The 19,685-nt window shown below is 42.4% G+C and carries 19 protein-coding genes; 9 read left to right on the plus strand and 10 right to left on the minus strand.

The features are described 5' to 3' along the window. Positions 1–85: 85 nt before the first annotated feature. Positions 86–316, plus strand: a complete 231-nt coding sequence (locus V7K56_RS13320) for a type II toxin-antitoxin system HicB family antitoxin (protein WP_334911129.1) — start codon at positions 86–88, stop codon at positions 314–316. Between the two features lie 7 nt (positions 317–323). Then, positions 324–551: a type II toxin-antitoxin system HicA family toxin gene (locus tag V7K56_RS13325; protein WP_334911131.1), complete on the plus strand. Its 228-nt coding sequence runs from the start codon at positions 324–326 to the stop codon at positions 549–551. A gap of 28 nt (positions 552–579) precedes the next feature. Here the strand turns inward: V7K56_RS13325 and V7K56_RS13330 are convergent, their stop codons facing one another. The 5 genes from V7K56_RS13330 to groES all read right to left on the minus strand — a co-directional run bounded on the left by V7K56_RS13330 (position 580) and on the right by groES (position 4,770). After that, on the minus strand, positions 580–798 hold the full coding sequence (locus tag V7K56_RS13330) for a DUF4351 domain-containing protein (RefSeq protein ID WP_334911133.1): 219 nt from the start codon (positions 796–798) through the stop codon (positions 580–582). Positions 799–1,003: 205 nt separating this feature from the next. After that, positions 1,004–1,750: an AAA family ATPase gene (locus tag V7K56_RS13335; protein WP_334911206.1), complete on the minus strand. Its 747-nt coding sequence runs from the start codon at positions 1,748–1,750 to the stop codon at positions 1,004–1,006. A gap of 25 nt (positions 1,751–1,775) precedes the next feature. Beyond that, positions 1,776–2,588: a DUF4351 domain-containing protein gene (locus V7K56_RS13340; RefSeq protein WP_334911135.1), complete on the minus strand. Its 813-nt coding sequence runs from the start codon at positions 2,586–2,588 to the stop codon at positions 1,776–1,778. An 82-nt stretch (positions 2,589–2,670) separates the two neighbouring features. After that, on the minus strand, positions 2,671–4,305 hold the full coding sequence (gene groL, locus V7K56_RS13345; protein WP_334911137.1) for a chaperonin GroEL: 1,635 nt from the start codon (positions 4,303–4,305) through the stop codon (positions 2,671–2,673). Between the two features lie 153 nt (positions 4,306–4,458). Then, positions 4,459–4,770, minus strand: a complete 312-nt coding sequence (groES, locus tag V7K56_RS13350; protein ID WP_094348596.1) for a co-chaperone GroES — start codon at positions 4,768–4,770, stop codon at positions 4,459–4,461. A gap of 285 nt (positions 4,771–5,055) precedes the next feature. Between groES and V7K56_RS13355 the strand changes: the two genes are divergently transcribed. Next, a complete protein-coding gene (locus tag V7K56_RS13355; protein ID WP_334911139.1) occupies positions 5,056–5,250 on the plus strand; it encodes a hypothetical protein in 195 nt (64 codons plus the stop codon). 600 nt (positions 5,251–5,850) lie between these two features. Continuing rightward, positions 5,851–6,528 carry a response regulator transcription factor gene (locus tag V7K56_RS13360; RefSeq protein ID WP_012407592.1) on the plus strand — a complete coding sequence of 226 codons (678 nt, stop codon included), beginning with the start codon at positions 5,851–5,853 and terminating at the stop codon, positions 6,526–6,528. A 951-nt stretch (positions 6,529–7,479) separates the two neighbouring features. Here the strand turns inward: V7K56_RS13360 and asnS are convergent. Then, a complete protein-coding gene (asnS, locus tag V7K56_RS13365; RefSeq protein ID WP_334911141.1) occupies positions 7,480–8,871 on the minus strand; it encodes an asparagine--tRNA ligase in 1,392 nt (463 codons plus the stop codon). 2 nt (positions 8,872–8,873) lie between these two features. After that, a complete protein-coding gene (locus V7K56_RS13370; RefSeq protein ID WP_334911143.1) occupies positions 8,874–9,236 on the minus strand; it encodes a hypothetical protein in 363 nt (120 codons plus the stop codon). A 121-nt stretch (positions 9,237–9,357) separates the two neighbouring features. Between V7K56_RS13370 and V7K56_RS13375 the strand changes: the two genes are divergently transcribed. Further along, positions 9,358–9,636 (plus strand): DUF6439 family protein, encoded by a 279-nt coding sequence (locus V7K56_RS13375; protein ID WP_334911145.1) that lies wholly within the window; start codon positions 9,358–9,360, stop codon positions 9,634–9,636. 47 nt (positions 9,637–9,683) lie between these two features. Here V7K56_RS13375 and V7K56_RS13380 read toward each other — a convergent pair whose 3' ends face one another. Next, entirely contained in the window at positions 9,684–10,133 is a 450-nt protein-coding gene (locus V7K56_RS13380; RefSeq protein ID WP_334911147.1) for an ATP-binding protein, read from the minus strand. Positions 10,134–10,560: 427 nt separating this feature from the next. Then, positions 10,561–11,931 carry a 23S rRNA (uracil(1939)-C(5))-methyltransferase RlmD gene (rlmD, locus tag V7K56_RS13385; protein WP_334911149.1) on the minus strand — a complete coding sequence of 457 codons (1,371 nt, stop codon included), beginning with the start codon at positions 11,929–11,931 and terminating at the stop codon, positions 10,561–10,563. Between the two features lie 164 nt (positions 11,932–12,095). Between rlmD and V7K56_RS13390 the strand changes: the two genes are divergently transcribed. The 4 genes from V7K56_RS13390 (at position 12,096) to purF (ending at position 17,912) form a co-directional block, all read left to right on the plus strand. Next, positions 12,096–12,581 carry an allophycocyanin subunit alpha-B gene (locus V7K56_RS13390; RefSeq protein ID WP_334911151.1) on the plus strand — a complete coding sequence of 162 codons (486 nt, stop codon included), beginning with the start codon at positions 12,096–12,098 and terminating at the stop codon, positions 12,579–12,581. Between the two features lie 810 nt (positions 12,582–13,391). Next, entirely contained in the window at positions 13,392–13,583 is a 192-nt protein-coding gene (locus V7K56_RS13395; RefSeq protein WP_442940026.1) for a type II toxin-antitoxin system death-on-curing family toxin, read from the plus strand. 43 nt (positions 13,584–13,626) lie between these two features. Next, positions 13,627–16,095, plus strand: coding sequence for a phosphoribosylformylglycinamidine synthase subunit PurL (purL, locus tag V7K56_RS13400; RefSeq protein ID WP_334911153.1), 2,469 nt, complete (start codon positions 13,627–13,629; stop codon positions 16,093–16,095). A 317-nt stretch (positions 16,096–16,412) separates the two neighbouring features. After that, entirely contained in the window at positions 16,413–17,912 is a 1,500-nt protein-coding gene (gene purF / locus V7K56_RS13405; RefSeq protein ID WP_334911155.1) for an amidophosphoribosyltransferase, read from the plus strand. Between the two features lie 76 nt (positions 17,913–17,988). Here the strand turns inward: purF and lysS are convergent, their stop codons facing one another. Beyond that, the gene (lysS, locus tag V7K56_RS13410; RefSeq protein WP_334911157.1) at positions 17,989–19,527 is read right to left on the minus strand and encodes a lysine--tRNA ligase; all 1,539 of its coding nucleotides are present in this window, start codon (positions 19,525–19,527) and stop codon (positions 17,989–17,991) included. Positions 19,528–19,685 lie beyond the last annotated feature (158 nt).

Genomic DNA, 19,685 nt, shown 5'->3' on the forward strand with positions numbered 1-19,685 from the left:
TAGCCCCTCGTAGACATCGCTGTAGTCCAGAAAAGCGATACGATAAGAATTAAATCGCTCCAAATAGTAACATCTACATACAATAATGGAAAGATTGCTAAACATCCACATTGAAAAATTACCAGAAGGCGTTTATTTAGCAACATCTGATGAGCTTCAAGGTTTAGTAGCTCAAGGACGGACTGTTGCTGAAACTTTAGAAATTGCCCGTGATGTAGCGCGTAAGTTATTAGAAGCACAATCTCAGGATCAAGAACTAGATTATTTGCAACCAATAGCTGAACAATTTAACTATCCTTTAGTTGTAGGTCGGTAGTCAATTCATGGGACGGCTAGCTGGGTTTAGCTACAGACAAATTATTAAAATCTTAAAAACCTTTGACTTCGTTTTTCATCGTCAAGCCGCAGGGAGTCATGAAATCTGGTTTAATCCTGAAAGTAACCGTTACACTACTATTCCCAATCATTCTGGTGATATGCCAGAAGGAACATTACGTGCAATTTTAAAGCAAGCTGGTATTGAACCTGAAGATTTTCTTAACCGCTCTTAGTAATAAAGGGGGTTTTTATTCATTTCAATTAAGCTTGCTCCTGCTGTTCTAACCAAGCTACCAAATCAGTAATTTTAGAAAAATCAAGCAAATCTTCTCCCAACTCCTCTAACTGTTCAGCAGATAAATTCCGAACCTGCTCAACTAATGAGCCATCAATATCACCAAAACGCCGTCTAAGTAGACGACTAATCAATTTAAACGCTTCTTTTTGAACAATATCTTGATAAATTACAGACTCTTTCATAATATCCTTATACAGAAATTGCCGAACTAGATTTCATTTTTATCACCAAACTTTGATATAAACTATGCAAATAAATAAATTTCTCGTATCTTTTTATAAAAAAGCAATATAAAATAACCTAGCATACTGCGGGTTATTTTATATCGCTTTCTTTTATCCAAATTACGTTGCTACTAGATATCAAAATAGATTTACATTTATTTTTTCAAATACAGTGTTTAATTACATTGTCAGCTATCGACGAAAAATTATTTTTTAATCTAGTGATTTGAGCTAATTGGTTTGGCGACCATTGTCCCCGAATCTGAAGCTTCCTTACTGGTTCCATTTGGTCTAGTTTTGCAATAGGGCAGTTTAACCACATACTATTTTGAACTAGAACGTTCATATCTTCTATTCCGCCTAGCCAAAAAATTTCAGATGGGTGATTTTGTAAAACAGACAGGTGTTCTTTTATTTGATTCTCTAGCGTTTCTACAAGTTTTTTAACACCCTGTATTATCTTTGATCCCATTACATTATCTGCTACAATAATTTTCTTGTTTCTCTCATATTTAGGCTTTCTTGTATCGTATCCATTGAAAATCCAATCGGCAAATACAGGTTTACCAAGATTTATATATTTTTGATTATAAGGATTATTGCTGTTATGTAGTTGACATCCTATTTCCCATTCCTTAATAAACCGCGGTAGTATTTCTCCTATTAGTCCAACACAATACAAACAAAAAATATCAGATGTACAAGGAACAATAAAATAGTTAGAAGAATATAGTGCAGTTCTAACCAAATTATTAAATGAGGGTGGTAAGTCAATTAATACGTAATCATACTCCTTATTTTCGGTACTATTAGCTTCTTGTATTAGTCTGCTTATTATTGAATATTTTTCAAGCCCATTACCAGTCAGTAAATCTGACCCAACACTTAGTGATTCTGAATTGTAGATTATTTAATAATATCCTTCTGCAAAAATTTTAGTCCCTATCCTGCTGCTTTAACCAAGTTACTAAATCAGCAACCTCCGAAAAATCCAACAGCGCCTCTCCCAACTCCTCTAACTGTTCAGCAGATAAATTCCGAACCTGCTCAACTAATGAGCCATCAATATCACCAAAACGCCGTTTAAGCTGACGACTAATCAATTTAAACGCTTCTTTTTGAACGATATCTTGATAAATTACAGACTCTTTCATAATATCCTCCCGCAAAAATTGCCGAACCAAATCCTTTTCAAACCGCAAACCCGCCAGAATTTCTACACAACCCGCGATATTTTGTCGCTTCTCCCTATCTGGAATTGTAGCGATTTGTTCAGCCACTTGTGCTAGTAAAGTTTGCGGTGAGTCAGTTCGCGTCAAACTTGCTAAAGGTAACAGCGCCGAATTAACTAAGAACAGTGTTGAATCTTGCTCCCAAAGACGAACAACCTGATATTGGTGAATTGTCGTATTGTCTCGATATTCTTCAATAAAAGCCATTTCGTTAGTAGTTTCTTGCAAAAAGATTAGCACTTGCACTACAGGACAACGGTACTGACGCTTCAACCTCACAGAATAATCGAGCATTCGGAAATTAAGTGCCGGATTAGATTTCGCCAAAGTTTGAAATTCAATGTGCAAAATTTGGTTAGCCGCCTGTAAAAATGTCACAGAATCGGCACGAATTGGCTCAAGCGTGAGTTCCGTTTTTAAGACTTCAATTTGCTGCACCTCTATCCCAAGCAACCAACGCACAAACTCGGCTGGATACTGTTCAGCTAAATATTTACAAGCGTTGTCGTAACTCACCCTCTTCCTCTTCTCCTGACACAAAAAAACAGCCGCTCCATAAGGGAAGCAGCTGTTTTACAAATTATGTAACTACAAAGTATTAATAATCGAAGTCGCCGCCACCAGCGCCAGCGCCCGCAGGAGCGCTATCTTTAGGCTCAGGCTTGTCAACTATAATACATTCAGTTGTTAACACCATACCAGCGATAGAAGCAGCGTTTTGCAGAGCAGAACGAGTTACTTTAGCAGGGTCAACAATACCAGCAGCTAGCAAATCGACGAATTCATTAGTTGCAGCGTTGTAGCCAACGTTGAATTCTTTCTCTTTCACACGTTCAGCGATTACAGCACCATTCTGACCGGCGTTTTCAGCAATCCGCTTTAGAGGTGCAGGTAAGGCGCGAACGACAATCAACGCACCAATCAACTCTTCATCCTGAAGATTGCTCTTTGCCCAAGTTTCCAAGTCGGGAGCTAGGTGAGCCAGACTTGTACCACCGCCAGGAACGATACCTTCTTCTACAGCAGCTTTAGTAGCGTTGATAGCGTCTTCTAGACGTAACTTCTTATCTTTCATTTCGGTTTCGGTCGCTGCACCCACTTTCACGACAGCGACACCACCAGAGAGTTTAGCAAGACGCTCTTGCAGTTTCTCTTTGTCGTAAGAAGATTCGGTTTCATCGATTTGACGACGAATCTGTTCGACACGAGCCTTAACAGCAACTTCGTTACCTTCAGCAACAATTGTGGTGTTGTCCTTGGTGATGGTGATCCGGCGAGCTTTACCCAGGCTATCCAGCTTGGTGTTATCTAGCTTCAGACCAGCATCTTCGGTAACTAGTTGACCACCAGTTAAAACAGCGATGTCTTCTAGCATAGCTTTGCGGCGATCGCCAAAGCCAGGAGCCTTAACAGCAGCCACATTGAGTACACCGCGCAAACGGTTTACTACCAAGGTTGCTAAAGCTTCTTTTTCAATATCTTCGGCGATAATCACCAAAGGACGACCAGCACGAGCTACTTGCTCTAATACTGGTACAAGGTCTTGTACCAAAGCGATTTTCTTATCGGTCAGTAGTAGGAAAGGCTCATCAAAAACCGCTTCCATCCGTTCAGCGTCGGTAGCAAAATAGGGAGAGATGTAGCCTTTGTCAAAGCGCATCCCTTCAGTGATTTCCAACTCGGTGAACATAGATTTCCCTTCTTCTAGGGAAATTACGCCTTCTTTGCCCACCTTATCCATTGCTTGGGCAATCATCTGACCGACTTCTTCATCATTACCAGCCGAAATCGCACCAACTTGGGCAATGGCTTTGGAATCTTCCACTGGACGGGCGTGTTCGGCAATTTTTTCTACGAGGAAGCCAGTAGCTTTGTCAATACCACGCTTGAGGGAAATTGCGTTAGCACCAGCTGCAACGTTCCGCAAGCCTTCTTTGACGATCGCATGAGCTAAAACGGTAGCAGTTGTAGTGCCATCGCCCGCAGCATCATTGGTCTTAGAAGCAGCTTGACGAATCAGAGCTACGCCAGTATTTTCAATGTGGTCTTCTAATTCGATTTCTTTAGCGATCGTTACACCGTCATTGACGATTTGCGGTGCGCCAAATTTCTTTTCTAGAACTACGTTACGACCTTTAGGACCAAGGGTAACAGCTACAGACTCAGCCAGGATGTCAATGCCTCGCTCTAAAGCGCGACGGGCGTTTTCGTTGTAGATAATGCGCTTTGCCATAATTTATTATTAGTTGTCCTTTGTCATTTGTCTTTTGTCCTACCCTTTGGGAAGCCGCCCGGAGGGCGTCTACGTCATTTGTCATTTGTCCTACCATGTGGGAAGCCGCTGGCGCGTCTATGTCATTGGCTAATGACTAATGACCAATGACCACTAGATAACAACTGCTAAAATATCTTTTTCAGAAAGCAGTACATATTCTTCAGTGCCGAGCTTGATGTCAGTGCCAGCGTACTTAGAGTACAGCACCTTATCGCCAACTTTAATTTCCAATTCCTGACGGTTTCCATCGTCATTACGCTTGCCAGGGCCAAGGGCCACTACTTCCCCTACTTGGGGCTTTTCCTTGGCAGTATCGGGCAAATACAGACCACCTGCGGTCTTTTCCTCAGAGGCGCTCACTTTTACGAAAACGCGATCGCCTAAAGGTTTAACTGTAGAAACGCTTAGAGATAAAGCTGCCATAATTATTTTCTCCAGTTTAGCACTCTCAACTCCTGAGTGCTAATTTACCGAAAAGTGGCGTCCAATGGCAAGAATCTCTTGAGTACGGGTTCCCGAACTAGAGAGTCATAGATGTACTTAAGTATAAATGCTTAATTATTTCTACCTTTCAGGTTTTGTTCTGTAAGTTACGAAGAGAGTAGGGAGTGAGGAGTAGGAAGGGATGAAAATTCTTCCCCACTCCCCAGTTAACTTTATTTGCAAAGCTTGCAATTTGTTATAGAACTGTAATCAGGGAGCCACTTGATGAGTAACAATACAGTGACAGCGATCCAGTTTAGCCATCAAATTCCTAAAACTACTAAGTCTCTGGAACATAAGACCCTGAGTAATTGTGTAGAAAGTTTAGGACTTGCAAAAATTCAGCGACATATTTTTATTTGCGCTGACCAGGCAATTGCTGCTCAAAACGAGCTAGTCTGGAATTCTGGGATTACTTAAAAAAGCGACTTAAAGATTTAAAATTTAATGAGCTGCACTAAAGTAATTCTATTTGCGTCTATAAAACTAAAGCCAACTGCTTGCGTGTTTCTTGTTCTAGACCCATAATGGTGATTTACCCTGATGGTGTCTGGTATCGCCAAGCAAACCCGGAAGTTACTCTGCGGATCATCCGAGAACACTGAATAGGCATAATGGCGGTTGAAAAATATGCGTTTTCAATCCATCTTTTGCCAGAAACTTCCCTAGTTTCTTGTGAACATTTTATAGAGGTACCAAAGGATATGGTATAGCAGTAAGCTTTAAGAAAGAGCGGGTTGGTTTTGAGGTAGGGTCATCTTTAAGCCAATACTTACTTGTGAGTCAGAAGGACTATTATTTTATCAGTGCTTTTTACCCCGCCCCTTTCAAAGCGATATATAATAGCGCATTATAGATACTACTGCTATACGTATCCTTGCTGGACTTTTGCTATCGAGCTACTAGTCTATTGAAAGTGCTCGGCATTTTTGAGACTTCGAGACAGCAAAGGCAAGTTAAGTAGGAAAAAGGACAACATCTCGAATAACCCACCATAGAGGATAAATATTCAAGACTTTGATGGACCGAAGCGCGACAAGTGCCACTGCTATGAAAGAGCCCAGCATGAAAGATCACAAACGACTTCTATTGATTGATGATGACCCTAACCTCATCTTGCTGGTGAAGGATTACTTAGAATTCCGGGGATATGAAGTCATCACTGCTGAAAATGGACGTGAAGCTCTGGAAATTTTAGAGCAAGACGTTCCAGACATGATCATCTGCGATGTGATGATGCCGGAAATGGACGGATATACTTTTGTGGAACAAGTCCGGCAAAATGAACGCACCAGCTGGATTCCGGTTCTTTTCCTTTCAGCTAAAGGACAAAGTGCAGACCGAGTTAAAGGTCTGAACAAAGGTGCTGATGTTTATATGGTCAAGCCCTTTGAACCAGAAGAACTCGTAGCACAAGTTGAATCCTCGCTGAAACAAACTATCCGTTGGAAAGAACACCAAGCAAAAGGAGGCGAAAACGGTTCCCGTATCCAGGTTCCCTTCGATGTGCAATTAACCCCAACCGAACTGAAAGTAGTCCAGTTTGTTGCTAGGGGTTTAGCTAACCGGGAAATTGCTGAAGAACTAAATGTTAGTCAGCGCACGGTTGAAAGTCATGTGTCCAATATGTTGGGCAAAACCAATCTCCACAACCGTACTGAACTAGCGCGGTGGGCGATTGAAAATCAAATGGCTTAAACAAAGTTAAGAGTTAAAAGTTAGGAGTTATGAATTTTTTAACTCCTAACTCCTAACTAAATCTACCAACCATCTACTTCAAGGCTGGATTGGTGCAAAACTTCTAAATACAGTTCATCCAAGTAAGTTAAGGTACTTTCAATCTGGGAAACAGTGCCCTTAATCTATATATAGTAAATGTGAAGAATTGCTCATAATTCAGCAGTTATGAGGTTAATTGTTATTCTATAGCGGTTTTCGAGCAAATTGAATATAGGCAAGTAGCCAAAGCAGTTGAAGCAATTAGCGATCGCCAGCTACAAAGAAATATAGCTGCTGCTAGTGGAATTTTAGCAGGTCTGGTGTTAGATAAAAATGTAATTACCAAGATTTTAAGGAGTGAGATTATGCGCGAATCAGTCATTTATCAACAAATCCTATAAGAAGGCGAAGCTAAAGGCAAGGTAGAAGGCGAAGCCAAAGGTAAAGCAGAAACAAGAAAGTTGGCTTTAAATTTGTTGCGAATTGGAATGAGTTTAGAGCAAATTGCTCAAGTTACTGAATTACCTATTGAGCAAATTCAAGATTTACAAGAGGAGATTCAAAAATCTTAACTTTAACTAATCGCTTTATAAAATACGCGGCTATACAAGCAAAAACCTGCATTCGCGGGTTTCAAAGTTCTTATGAGTACGCGCAGACGGACTTGGTTTATGTAGGGCTTGCTGAATAAGTCTCTAAAGCGAATCTAGAAGCCACACAGGTTGCAAAATAGTTGTTTCGTTACTCAGTTGACAAATTTCCCCAGCGATCACTAACGATTGTGCAAGGGTTTTGAGACTCTAGATGTTATAGCCTTGCACTTGTTTGGTAAAAAAAGGCTTGAACCCCTTGTATAGAAAACGTTACACCTTCATTCAGCAAGCCCTATGTAGACGCGATTTCTAATCGCCTGGGTTTCAAATTCTCAAACTAAAACTCAGCACTTTGCGGTGTACGGGGAAACGGAATCACATCACGAATATTTCCCATCCCCGTCATAAATTGTACGAGTCGTTCAAAACCTAACCCAAAACCCGCATGGGGAACAGTACCATAACGACGCAAATCAAGATACCACCACAAGTCTTCTGGCTTTAATCCTTGCGCTAATACACGGCGTTCTAATACTTCTAGACGTTCTTCCCGTTGAGAACCGCCGACAATTTCGCCAATTTTAGGTGCAAGAATATCCATTGCACAGACGGTTTTTTCATCGCCGTTCAAGCGCATATAAAAAGCTTTGATTTGCGCTGGATAATCTGTAACGATCGCAGGCTTTTTAAATAATTGTTCAGCTAGGTAGCGTTCGTGTTCTGATTGTAAATCTAAACCCCAACTCACAGGATATTCAAATTTAACATTGGCTTTTTCTAAAAGTTTGATGGCTTCTGTATAAGTTAAGCGTTCAAACTGATTATTAATAATATTTTCGGCTGTTGCCAACACAGATTTATCAATGCGTTCATTGAAAAATTCCATATCTTCTGGGCAAGTTTCTAACACATATTTAAAAATGTGTTTAAGAAACGCCTCAGCTAAATCCATATCGCCTTCTAAGTCACAAAAAGCCATTTCTGGCTCAACCATCCAAAATTCTGCTAGGTGGCGGGAGGTGTTGGAATTTTCTGCACGGAAGGTAGGGCCAAATGTGTAGACGTTAGAAAACGCCATCGCCATAACTTCCGCTTCCAACTGGCCGCTAACTGTTAAATATGTGGGTTTAGCAAAAAAGTCTTGGCTGTAATCTACTGCTTGGTTTTGTGTGCGGGGAATATTCTTTAAATCTAAACTGGTAACGCTAAACAGTTCACCCGCGCCTTCGCAATCGCTAGCAGTGATAATGGGTGTGTGTACCCACAAAAAGCCTCTTTGTTGGAAAAATTGGTGAATCGCTGTCGAACAAGCATTTCTGACGCGAAAAACTGCACCAAAGGAATTAGTACGCGATCGCAAATGTCCAATGGTTCGCAGAAACTCAAAGGAATGGCGTTTCTTTTGCAGGGGATATGTATCGGGATCAGCTTCTCCGTAAACTTTCAACGATTCTGCTTTCAACTCAATTCGCTGTCCTTTACCCAGAGAAGCCACTAATACCCCTGTCACTTCGACAGCAGCACCTGTATTCAGTTTTTTCAAGATAGCTTCGTAATCTGGCAAATCCTGATTGATGACGACTTGCAAATTAGCTAGTGATGAGCCGTCATTGACTTCAATAAAAGCAAACCCTTTGGACTCGCGCTTTGTCCGCACCCAGCCTTGCACTTGGAGGGACTCATCAGGTTGACCACTTCGCAATATTTCTGCAATCCGTCGATTTACCATATTTATCCAGCATAAGACTTTAATATCCAGCCTATGATAACGCCCATTCCACCAAAGCGGACGACTTGCCAGAAAGGTTTTTTGAGGCTACGCCAAGAAAATAACTGACTTTCTAAGTTAAGTTCTAGTATTTCCAACTGCCGTTGAATTTGCCGTAACTCTGCTTTGATTTCTGGTGTCTGAGATTTATTGTGCTTTAGTTGATCCCGGCGCTGTTGCCATTGTGCCTGTTGTTGGCGATCGCATTGCACTTGATCGTAACGTTCTTTTAAAAATAGGAGCGATCGCTCTACTTCTTCTAGTTCTTGTTCAAAATCTGGTTCGGGAGTTTCCCCTGACGGCTGTGATTGTTTAGACGGCTTCATGTACAAATAGTAAACTAAGATTAAATGCGACCTGCCAATAGTCAAAATTAAAACTACGAGTTTTTGACTCAGCACAGGCTAAACGCCCCGCTTCCGCTAACATCACTCAGCACTCATAATTATGTCTCAATTTACTCAGCTGCCTAAAACCAGTCAACTGAACGAACTTACTACTCTGGAACTAGCTCAAGCCCTTATGGAAAGGCTGACTATTTCCCCTAACGATTGGCATCGCCTCAAGTCTAACCGCAATTCCCGCGCCAATGAACAAGTGGCAGCAGCGATTGTATATCTTTTAAAGAATCAGCCAGAAGAAGCTAAAGCTAGATTACAACAGGCAGTTGGTTGGTTAGATCGCTCCATTTCTGCCCCTCCCTGTCCGACTCACGGAAAAAGTTAAAAGTTAAGAGTTAGGAGTTATGAATTATTATTCAACTCCTAACTCTCCTACCGCCGCAAAGATAATCCCCGGCGATTTTCCATTTGTTTACAAAGCCTTAATTCTGTACCTTTACGGTTCCACTCTACCTGATCAAAAATTTGATGCAGAAGACATAAACCACGACCATTTTCTGATTCATTTGGTGGAAGATAGTCTGTTGGTTCTTCATTACTAGTAGATAAAGGAGTAAAGCCACTACCCTGGTCTGATATTATCCACCAATATTGATTATCTATTACCGAAAAACGAACTACAACTGTTTTACTCGGATCGAGATTATTACCATGTTTAGCTGCGTTGACTAAGGCTTCTTGAAGTCCTAGCCGCAGTTCTGCTTGTAATCTTGCTGGAATTTCTGCCAACAATAAGTCTAATATGGGACAAAGGTAGAGGGTTGAGGCAAAACTAATAGTGCCCCAATAACGTCCAACTGGACGGAGTGAAATAGTAATCACAAGAGAAACCCCATAGCTTTCAGTTAGCTAGACATCAGTTTGCTATTACAGTCACCCTGATTAAACTTGAGGTGGTCATGCTGCCTTCAAACTTGCGTCTTTAAAACTAAATTTTGAAAATGCTAGGGAGCATTGGTTTTATAGTCTGAATTGGGATTGTTTCAGTATATATCGGCTGGAATAAGTTTGATAATTAAGTCAGCAAATTAAAAATATGCTGTTAATTTTAGAGAGTATTGGCATACTCTAATTAGTTACCGATTTATAATTCACACAATCTTCTTCATGTTTTTCAGAACCTATGCTACTTGAATTTATTTAAACAAAATGAATTTTTATTTTTCGCTTAATTCAATTTTAGCATCTTTAGTATGCACTAGACTAAAAATTTCAAATTTCAGTTTTTTTGAAGGAATTACTACGCTTGTCAACAGTGTGATAGCACAAGAAAGGCGGCAGCTTCAACATGAGCAGTTTGAGGAAAAAAATCAGCAGGTTGTACCCGTGTAATGGTATATTGCCTATCTTGACAAAGCAATTTCAGATCGCGGGCAAGGGTAGCTACTTTACAGCTGACGTAAACGATCCTATATGGTTTCAATTGCCGTAAAGTATCTATGACTGCGCGATCGCACCCTTTACGTGGCGGATCGAGTATTACTACTTCTGGTATTGTGCCCATTTGGGGAAGTAATTTCTCTACTGCCCCGACTTGGAATGTCGCATTATCAATTTTGTTGCGGTGGGCATTCAAAATTGCTTGTTCTACTGCTGCTGGTTGCACTTCTAATCCTGTAGCAATACGTACTTTTTTGGCAAGGGGTAAAGTTAAAGTCCCAATACCACAGTAGGCATCAACTAGGAACTCATGCCCTTGAAGATTGAGTTCTGATTGAATTACCTGCAATAGTGCCTCTGCCGTTTCTGTATACACTTGGAAAAATGTATCTGGGCGTACTTGAAATTCCAGTCCAGCAAAATATTCACGCAGGTGGGGTACTCCAGCGATGCAACGGGTTTCTGATCCAAAGATAGCATTTGTGCGATCGCTATTGCGATTGAGCGACACTCCCACTAACTGCGGATAGCGCTTTAACCATTCCTGGGCTTGGGTTTCAATTCCTGATAAATTCCAGTCCTTTACCACCAAAGTCAGCAACATTTCCCCAGTGTGTCGGCCAATACGTAAACCGAGATGGCGAATTTGTCCTTGATGACGCTGTTCGTCATAGATTCGCCAACCTCGTTGTTGAATATCCTGCTTAACTTCAGCAAGTAAGGGATTTAATCGCGTATCTTGGACTGGACATTGATTTAAATTAATTAATTGGTGACTACCTTTTTGATAGTAACCAGCTTGTACCTGTCCTGTCGCTGATGTACCCAAAGGATATGTAGATTTATTACGGTAGCTGAAAGCAGAAGGGGCGGCGAGTACCGGATCTACCGGTGGTTGAATAAAACCGCCAATGCGTTCCAAAGCTTGAATAACTTGATTTTGCTTGGCTACTAGCTGGTAATCATAATTAATATGCTGCCACTGGCAACCACCGCACTTATCCGCCACAATACAACTAGGTCGAATACGGTGGGCGGATGGTGACAACAGCTGCTGGAGCTTCCCGTGGGCGTATTTTGGTTTAACATGAACTAAGCGGACAATAGCGCGATCGCCTGGGACAGTATCTGGGACAAACACTACACGTTCATCAGCACGTCCTACACCATCGCCTGTATCACTCAGATTAGCGATGGTCACTTCAATTAATTCGCCCTGCTGCCAAATTATTTTTGTCATTTGTCATTGGTCATTGGTCATTTGTTATTGGGCATTGGGCATTGTCTTTACTCCCCACTCTCCCCAAATAGATAAATTCAATACATAAGTAGCTCCTATCCCTTCACTTGTGTACCTCCAACTCGCTAAACTAACAGATAATATTTCAGGTGATTTCAATAATCATGACTGTAATTAGCCAAGTTATTCTCAAAGCCGACGACGAACTGCGTTATCCCAGCAGTGGCGAACTTAAAAATATCAAAGACTTTCTGCAAACCGGCGTACAAAGAACACGGATTGCGGCTACCTTAGCCGAAAACGAAAAAAAAATAGTTCAGGAAGCAACCAAACAACTTTGGCAAAAGCGTCCTGACTTTATCTCCCCTGGAGGTAATGCTTACGGAGAACGCCAACGCTCTTTATGTATCCGTGATTTTGGCTGGTACTTACGCCTAATTACCTATGGTGTACTTGCCGGTGACAAAGAGCCAATTGAAAAAATCGGTTTAATTGGTGTGCGGGAAATGTATAATTCATTGGGCGTTCCCGTGCCTGGAATGGTAGAAGCGATTAATTCCCTCAAAACAGCCTCCCTTAGCTTACTGAGTACGGAAGACGCTGCTGAAGCATCACCTTACTTTGATTACATCATTCAAGCGATGTCTTAATACAAAGTGTGTGCTGGTTCTAGGAATATACTTTCGGTCTACTAGAGTGAGTGCGAGGTATTAGCACTCGATAGGTATAAAATCCCCAATTTGATCGTACCTTCCCCACATTTGGTAGTGGCTGTGGCAAAATCTCTGTCAAGTTACCAACCAGTTGTGGGGAAATTTTATGGATATGGGCATGGGACACTTGTACTGAGTGCATAGCGGTCTTGTAGAGAAGTATTGGGCATTGGGCATTGGGCATTTAACTAATGACAAATGACAGATGACAAATACAAAAAACCGACAGTCTTTGATTAAGGCTGTCGGCTGTTAAGTGTGTTCCCTATTAATGACTCGGCTAGAGTTCAGTTGTCATTAATTATGCCTAGTTACCGATTGCTGGGAGACGATCCTAATCATCAATATGTGTGATTCTCGTCACTTGATTGTTACATCTAAACTGCATATACCCGAATAATCTCTGAATGGACACTAGATTTACGTAAGTAAAAAAGCTAGAAATTTCACCAAGATTAAAAAATCAAGTTATCTTTGAAGATTACAGCATTTGGTGTGCTAATGATCTTCATCTTGTCTACCTTATTATCGGAATAATCCTGTTGAGTGCATTCTGAGGTTTTTCTACCCCTCCATCCAAGAAACAATTTTGCTTCTTGTAAGAAAGGCTGCACAAGCATCTTCTGCCAATATTTACCAAGTTGGAAATATAAGTATTTAGTTAAAGTTTAAATTGAAGAGCGATCGCGCTTCAATCTACATATCCCTCTCCACCCACAAGGGGATGGAGTTTCCCGTCGCTTCCAAATGAACCATCCGTTTATTGATGGCAACAAACGCACTGCATTTGCGGTTATGGATACCTTCATAACCTTAAACGCCTACAGTTTGAACTTATCCCAAGAGCAAGCTTACAACTTGGTGATTCAAGTAGTTCAGAAAGAAATATCCAAAGAAGAATTATCTGCATTTCTGGAACTGCACTTACAGGGCAAGTAAATCGATAGAATAATGCTCTGTCCCCCCAGAGTGCATTACTTCCATGACTGCAACCTCAAAACCAGCCTTTTCCCCCCAAGAAATTGCTGCTGAAGGTATTAAACCAGAAGAATACGCAGAAATTGTCCGTCGGCTAGGCCGTCATCCCAACAAAGCTGAACTGGGAATGTTTGGCGTGATGTGGTCAGAGCATTGCTGTTATAAAAATTCTCGACCTCTACTTAAACAATTTCCCACTGATGGCCCCCGCATCCTCGTAGGGCCTGGTGAAAATGCTGGTGTTGTAGACTTGGGTGACGGACTCCAACTAGCTTTTAAGATTGAATCTCACAATCACCCCTCAGCGGTCGAACCCTTTCAAGGAGCTGCAACGGGAGTAGGAGGTATTCTTAGAGATATTTTTACAATGGGTGCGCGTCCCATTGCCCTGTTAAACTCGTTACGCTTTGGTTCCTTAGAAGATCCCAAAACCCAACGACTGTTTAGCGGTGTGGTAGCAGGAATATCTCATTATGGTAACTGTGTGGGAGTACCCACCGTTGGCGGCGAAGTTTACTTTGACTCTGCTTATTCTGGAAATCCTCTGGTGAACGTTATGGCGCTAGGATTGATGGAAACGCCAGAAATCGTCAAATCTGGAGCATCTGGCTTAGGCAATCCCGTGCTGTATGTTGGTTCTACCACTGGGCGCGACGGCATGGGAGGCGCGAGTTTTGCGAGTGCAGAATTGAGCGATCAATCCATAGACGATCGCCCTGCTGTGCAAGTGGGCGATCCCTTTTTGGAAAAGTCGTTAATTGAAGCTTGTCTGGAAGCATTTAAGACAGGTGCAGTTGTCGCCGCCCAAGATATGGGAGCAGCAGGGATCACCTGTTCTACCTCAGAGATGGCAGCAAAAGGCGGTGTGGGAATTGAACTAGATTTAGATAAGATTCCTGTCAGAGAAATAGGGATGGTTCCTTATGAATACCTGCTTTCGGAATCTCAAGAACGAATGCTGTTTGTTGCTCATCAAGGGCGGGAGCAGGAATTAATCGACATTTTCCACCGTTGGGGACTTCAAGCCGTTGTCGCTGGTACAGTCATCGCTGATCCGATTGTGCGAATTCTCTTTCAAGGTGAAGTAGCAGCAGAAATTCCTGCTGAGGCTTTGGCGGAGAATACCCCACTGTATAACCGGGAGTTGTTGGCAGAAGCACCAGAATATGCGCGTCAAGCTTGGGAATGGACTGCTGATTCCCTACCTACTTCTACAATTGCTGGAATAGAACTTCAAGGAGGACTGCAAAGTTGGAATGATATTCTCTTAACTTTGCTTGATACACCCACGATCGCTTCTAAAAATTGGGTATATCGTCAGTATGACCATCAAGTACAAAATAATACAGTTATGCTGCCAGGTGGTGCAGATGCAGCTGTTATCCGTTTGCGCCCTTTGGAAGAGGACAAGGGGACAAGGGGACAAGGAGGACAAGAAAACAAGGAAACCCTTAAAGCCCAATCTGGTGTTGCTGCCACTGTAGATTGTAATCCTCGTTATGTTTATCTTGACCCCTACGAAGGAGCTAAGGCAGTGGTGGCAGAAGCTGCACGTAATCTTAGCTGTGTGGGTGCAGAACCTTTAGCAGTAACGGATAACTTGAATTTTGGCTCTCCAGAAAAACCCATTGGTTACTGGCAATTGGCAGAAGCTTGTCGCGGTTTGGCGGAAGGTTGCCGAGAATTGGCGACACCAGTCACGGGCGGAAATGTCTCTTTGTACAATGAAACTCTTGATTCTCAAGGCATCCCACAACCAATCTATCCTACCCCTGTTGTCGGTATGGTGGGCTTGATTCCTGATATAACCAAAATTTGTGGTCAAGGTTGGCAAGCATCCGGTGATGTGATTTATCTTCTCGGATTGCCTCTGACATCTAAAATCAGTTTGGGAGCATCTGAATATTTAGCCACTATCCACGATACTGTTGCCGGAAAACTACCACGGGTAGATTTTGACTTGGAACGCCGCGTCCAGAAAGTTTGTCGTGAAGGAATTCGTAATGGTTGGGTACGTTCAGCCCACGATTCTGCTGAGGGAGGAGTGGCGATCGCAATAGCAGAATGTTGTCTTGCTGGCAATCTTGGTGTCGAAATCAATTTAGAAATACCACCAACACAGTTAAACCACGGCAGTTGCTCCACTTGGGGAGACCCCATCGCCCTTGGCGTCTCCCCTTGGGAGAAGACCGCACTGCCTCGCCTCGACGAGGTGTTGTTTGCCGAAGGTGGTGCCAGAATTTTAGTTTCTGTAGCATCAGCACAACAAGAAATTTGGGAATCACATTTACAGGAACATCTGAGTCAAGAATGGCAAAAACTGGGTGTAGTTGGTAATTTTGAGACGGGTTTGGGGGTTTTCACCACTGATAACCAAACCTTAATCAAAGTTAGTATCGAAGATATGAATGATCGCTATTTCCATGCGATCGCCAGACGTCTCGCCATCCATACCACTATTTCTGAGTGCTGAGTATTTCAGACTTTAGTCATAACTATTAGCGTCTGTGAGCAAATTTACGGTAGTGTTTTAATGGATGGTTAAAGATTTGTTAAGAACTCCGCAGCCATCTATATAATCCCAGTGACTGACTACCAATTTGAGATTTTGAATTTGAGATTTGGGATTAGGAGCGTTGCTTCTAATTCATATCTTGTTCTTACTGGGCAAAAAAATCTCAAATAGCTATTCTTAAATTCCAAGCCGCATCCTTACTACGGTGCGATCGATCCAAAATCGTCAATTTCAAATCCAAGATTGATTGACCCCCCACCAGGAGCAAAGCTAGCATGATTTCTATTCATTCTGTCACTTCGGATGAATACCCCGACCAGACCAACAACCCAATCAATAGTCATGAAAATCAGCCTGACAAGCCAGAAGAAGCTTGTGGTGTTTTTGGCATCTACGCCCCAGGAGAAAACGTTGCTAAACTGACCTACTTTGGATTGTATGCCCTCCAGCATCGGGGTCAAGAATCAGCTGGTATTGCCACCTTTGAGGGTACACAAGTACATCTTTATAAAGATATGGGCTTGGTGTCTCAAGTTTTTAATGAATCTGTCTTAGATCGATTGCCTGGTAGTCTTGCTGTTGGTCATACTCGTTATTCCACCACAGGTTCTAGCCGCAAAGTTAATGCCCAACCCGCAGTACTAGAAACCCGTTTAGGTTCATTAGCTCTTGCACATAATGGGAATTTAGTCAATACTGTGCAACTACGTCAAGAGTTGCTTGAGAATAAATGTAACTTAGTCACAACAACAGACTCAGAAATGATCGCTTTTGCGATCGCCGAAGCCATAGATACGGGTACTGATTGGCTAGAAGGTGCTATTCAGGCATTTCACCGTTGCCAAGGAGCCTTTAGTTTAGTTATTGGCACTCCCACTGGCGTTATGGGTGTCCGTGATCCCAATGGAATCCGCCCTTTAGTAATTGGGACTTTGGCTGGGAATCCAGTCCGTTACGTTTTGGCTTCTGAGACTTGTGGTTTAGACATCATTGGAGCCGAATACCTGCGAGACGTAGAACCAGGTGAATTAGTTTGGATTACTGAAAAAGGTTTAGCTTCCTATCATTGGAGTCAAAAATCCGAGCGGAAATTGTGTATTTTTGAAATGATTTACTTTGCCCGCCCTGATAGCGTCATGCACAACGAGAGTTTGTACAGCTATCGAATGCGATTAGGACACCAGCTAGCTAAAGAATCTGTTGTAGATGCCGATATTGTCTTTGGTGTTCCTGATTCTGGTATACCTGCTGCTATTGGATTTTCCCAAGCGTCTGGTGTCGCTTACGGCGAAGGACTGATTAAAAATCGCTATGTTGGGCGAACCTTCATTCAACCAACCCAAACCATGCGGGAATCGGGTCTGCGGATGAAACTCAACCCCCTCAAAGATGTGCTAGCAGGTAAACGAGTAATTATTGTAGACGACTCGATTGTTCGCGGTACTACCAGCCGTAAACTAGTCAAAACCTTACGTGACGCAGGTGCAGTAGAGGTACACATGCGAATTTCTTCTCCACCTGTAACTCATCCCTGCTTCTATGGCATCGATACCGATTCTCAGGATCAGCTAATTGCTGCTACCAAGTCAGTAGCAGAAATTGCCAAGCAACTGGAAGTAGACAGCCTCGCCTATCTGAGTTGGGAGGGAATGCTAGAAGCTACACGAGAAGACACCAATAGTTTCTGTTCTGCCTGCTTCACCGGAGATTATCCCGTGGCGATTCCTGAGCAAGTGAAACGTTCTAAGCTGATCTTAGAAAAAGCAGTGGTATAAGGACTGCGGGGATTAGGCAGATGAGGAGGAAGAGTTAAAATCTTCCCCAGTACCCAGTCTCTAGTCCCCGGTTCAATTACGAATTGTTACTACTGGCTTCATCTAGGGATGATTCTGATTTTTCTGGCTTGAGTAAGGGGAAGGCGATCGCATCCCGAATACTGGCACAATCGGTTAATAACATTACTAACCGATCAATCCCAATCCCTAAACCACCTGTAGGTGGCATACCGTATTCCAAGGCGGTGAGAAAGTCTTCATCTACACCTTGGGCTTCTAAGTCGCCAGCAGCTTTTCTTTCAGCTTGTGCTTCTAAGCGTTCTCTTTGTTCGATGGGATCGGTAAGTTCTGAGAAGCTATTAGCAGTTTCTCGCCCGACGATAAATAACTCAAATCTTTCCACCAAACCAGGTTGAGAACGGTGCGGTTTTGCTAGTGGCGAAATTTCTACAGGGTAATCAATTACAAAGGTAGGTTGAATTAAATTAGCTTCTACTTTCTCTTCAAAAGCTAAATTTAGTAACTTACCAATCGATTGGCACTCTTCTAGACCAGGAATACCAGCATTTTTACTTGCTGTTTTAGCTTCTTGTAAAGTTTGGAAGGAATTGAAATCCAAACCCGTAGATTCTTTAACTAAATCGTGCATTGTCACCCGACGCCAAGGTGGTGTTAAATCTACAGGTTCCCCTTGGTAGGTGATTTCCAATGTGCCGAGTACCTCTTGGGCAACAGTCGTAATAATCCCTTCTGTCAGCGCCATCATATCGTTGTAATCAGCGTAGGCTTGGTAAATTTCAATCGTCGTAAATTCGGGATTGTGTCGAGTTGAAATTCCCTCATTGCGGAAAACTCTACCTAATTCAAACACCTTTTCAAAACCACCTACAATCAACCGCTTGAGATGGAGTTCTGTGGCAATTCGCAGATACAATTCCATTTCTAAAGTGTTGTGGTAAGTGATAAATGGACGTGCGTCTGCACCCCCAGTTTCACTTTGCAAAACTGGTGTTTCAATTTCCAGAAAATCTCGCTGTTCTAAATAACGGCGAATACCAGCAGTAATTTGAGCGCGACGGCGGAAAGTTTGCCGCACTTCTGGGTTAACAATCAAGTCAACGTAGCGCTGACGGTAACGCTTGGCAACATCCGTTAATCCATGCCACTTGTCGGGTAGCGGCAACAGGGATTTAGTGAGGATAGTATATTGTTTAACGTAGACAGATAACTCGCCCTTTTCAGTCCGTTTAATAGTACCTTTGGCTCCTAATATGTCACCTGCATCTGTGAGTTGTTTCAAGTGATTGAAGGCATCGGCATCAATATCTGCCATGCCTTCTTGGATGCGATTTTTATCCAGATAAAGCTGAATTGTACCGGTTTCATCTTGCAAGGTGAAAAAAGCCAATTTACCGAAAACGCGACGCGCCATAATGCGTCCGGCTATGGCAACTTCTAAATCGACTTCTTCACCACTGGATAAATCGGCAAACTTTTCTTGCAACTGCGCTGCATGATGGGTAGATTCCCAACGATAAGCGTAAGGATTAGTCCCTAGCTGCTTGAGTTGTTCTACTTTCTCCAGCCTCGCGGCTCGGATATCTTCTTCCGACATGGTAACGAACTTTCAGGGGGCAAGATTAATTATAGATGCTGCCAAAGTTGAGAGTAAGGGATAATCGCCTAAAAGTGATGTGCTTAGGCTAGCAAAAACCGCAGGCATCGCTAAAGGAAATACACAATGACACAAAACAGTTCTGCTTGCCGTAGTCG

This window comes from Nostoc sp., from assembly GCF_036917535.1.
Taxonomy (GTDB): Bacteria; Cyanobacteriota; Cyanobacteriia; order Cyanobacteriales; family Nostocaceae; genus Nostoc.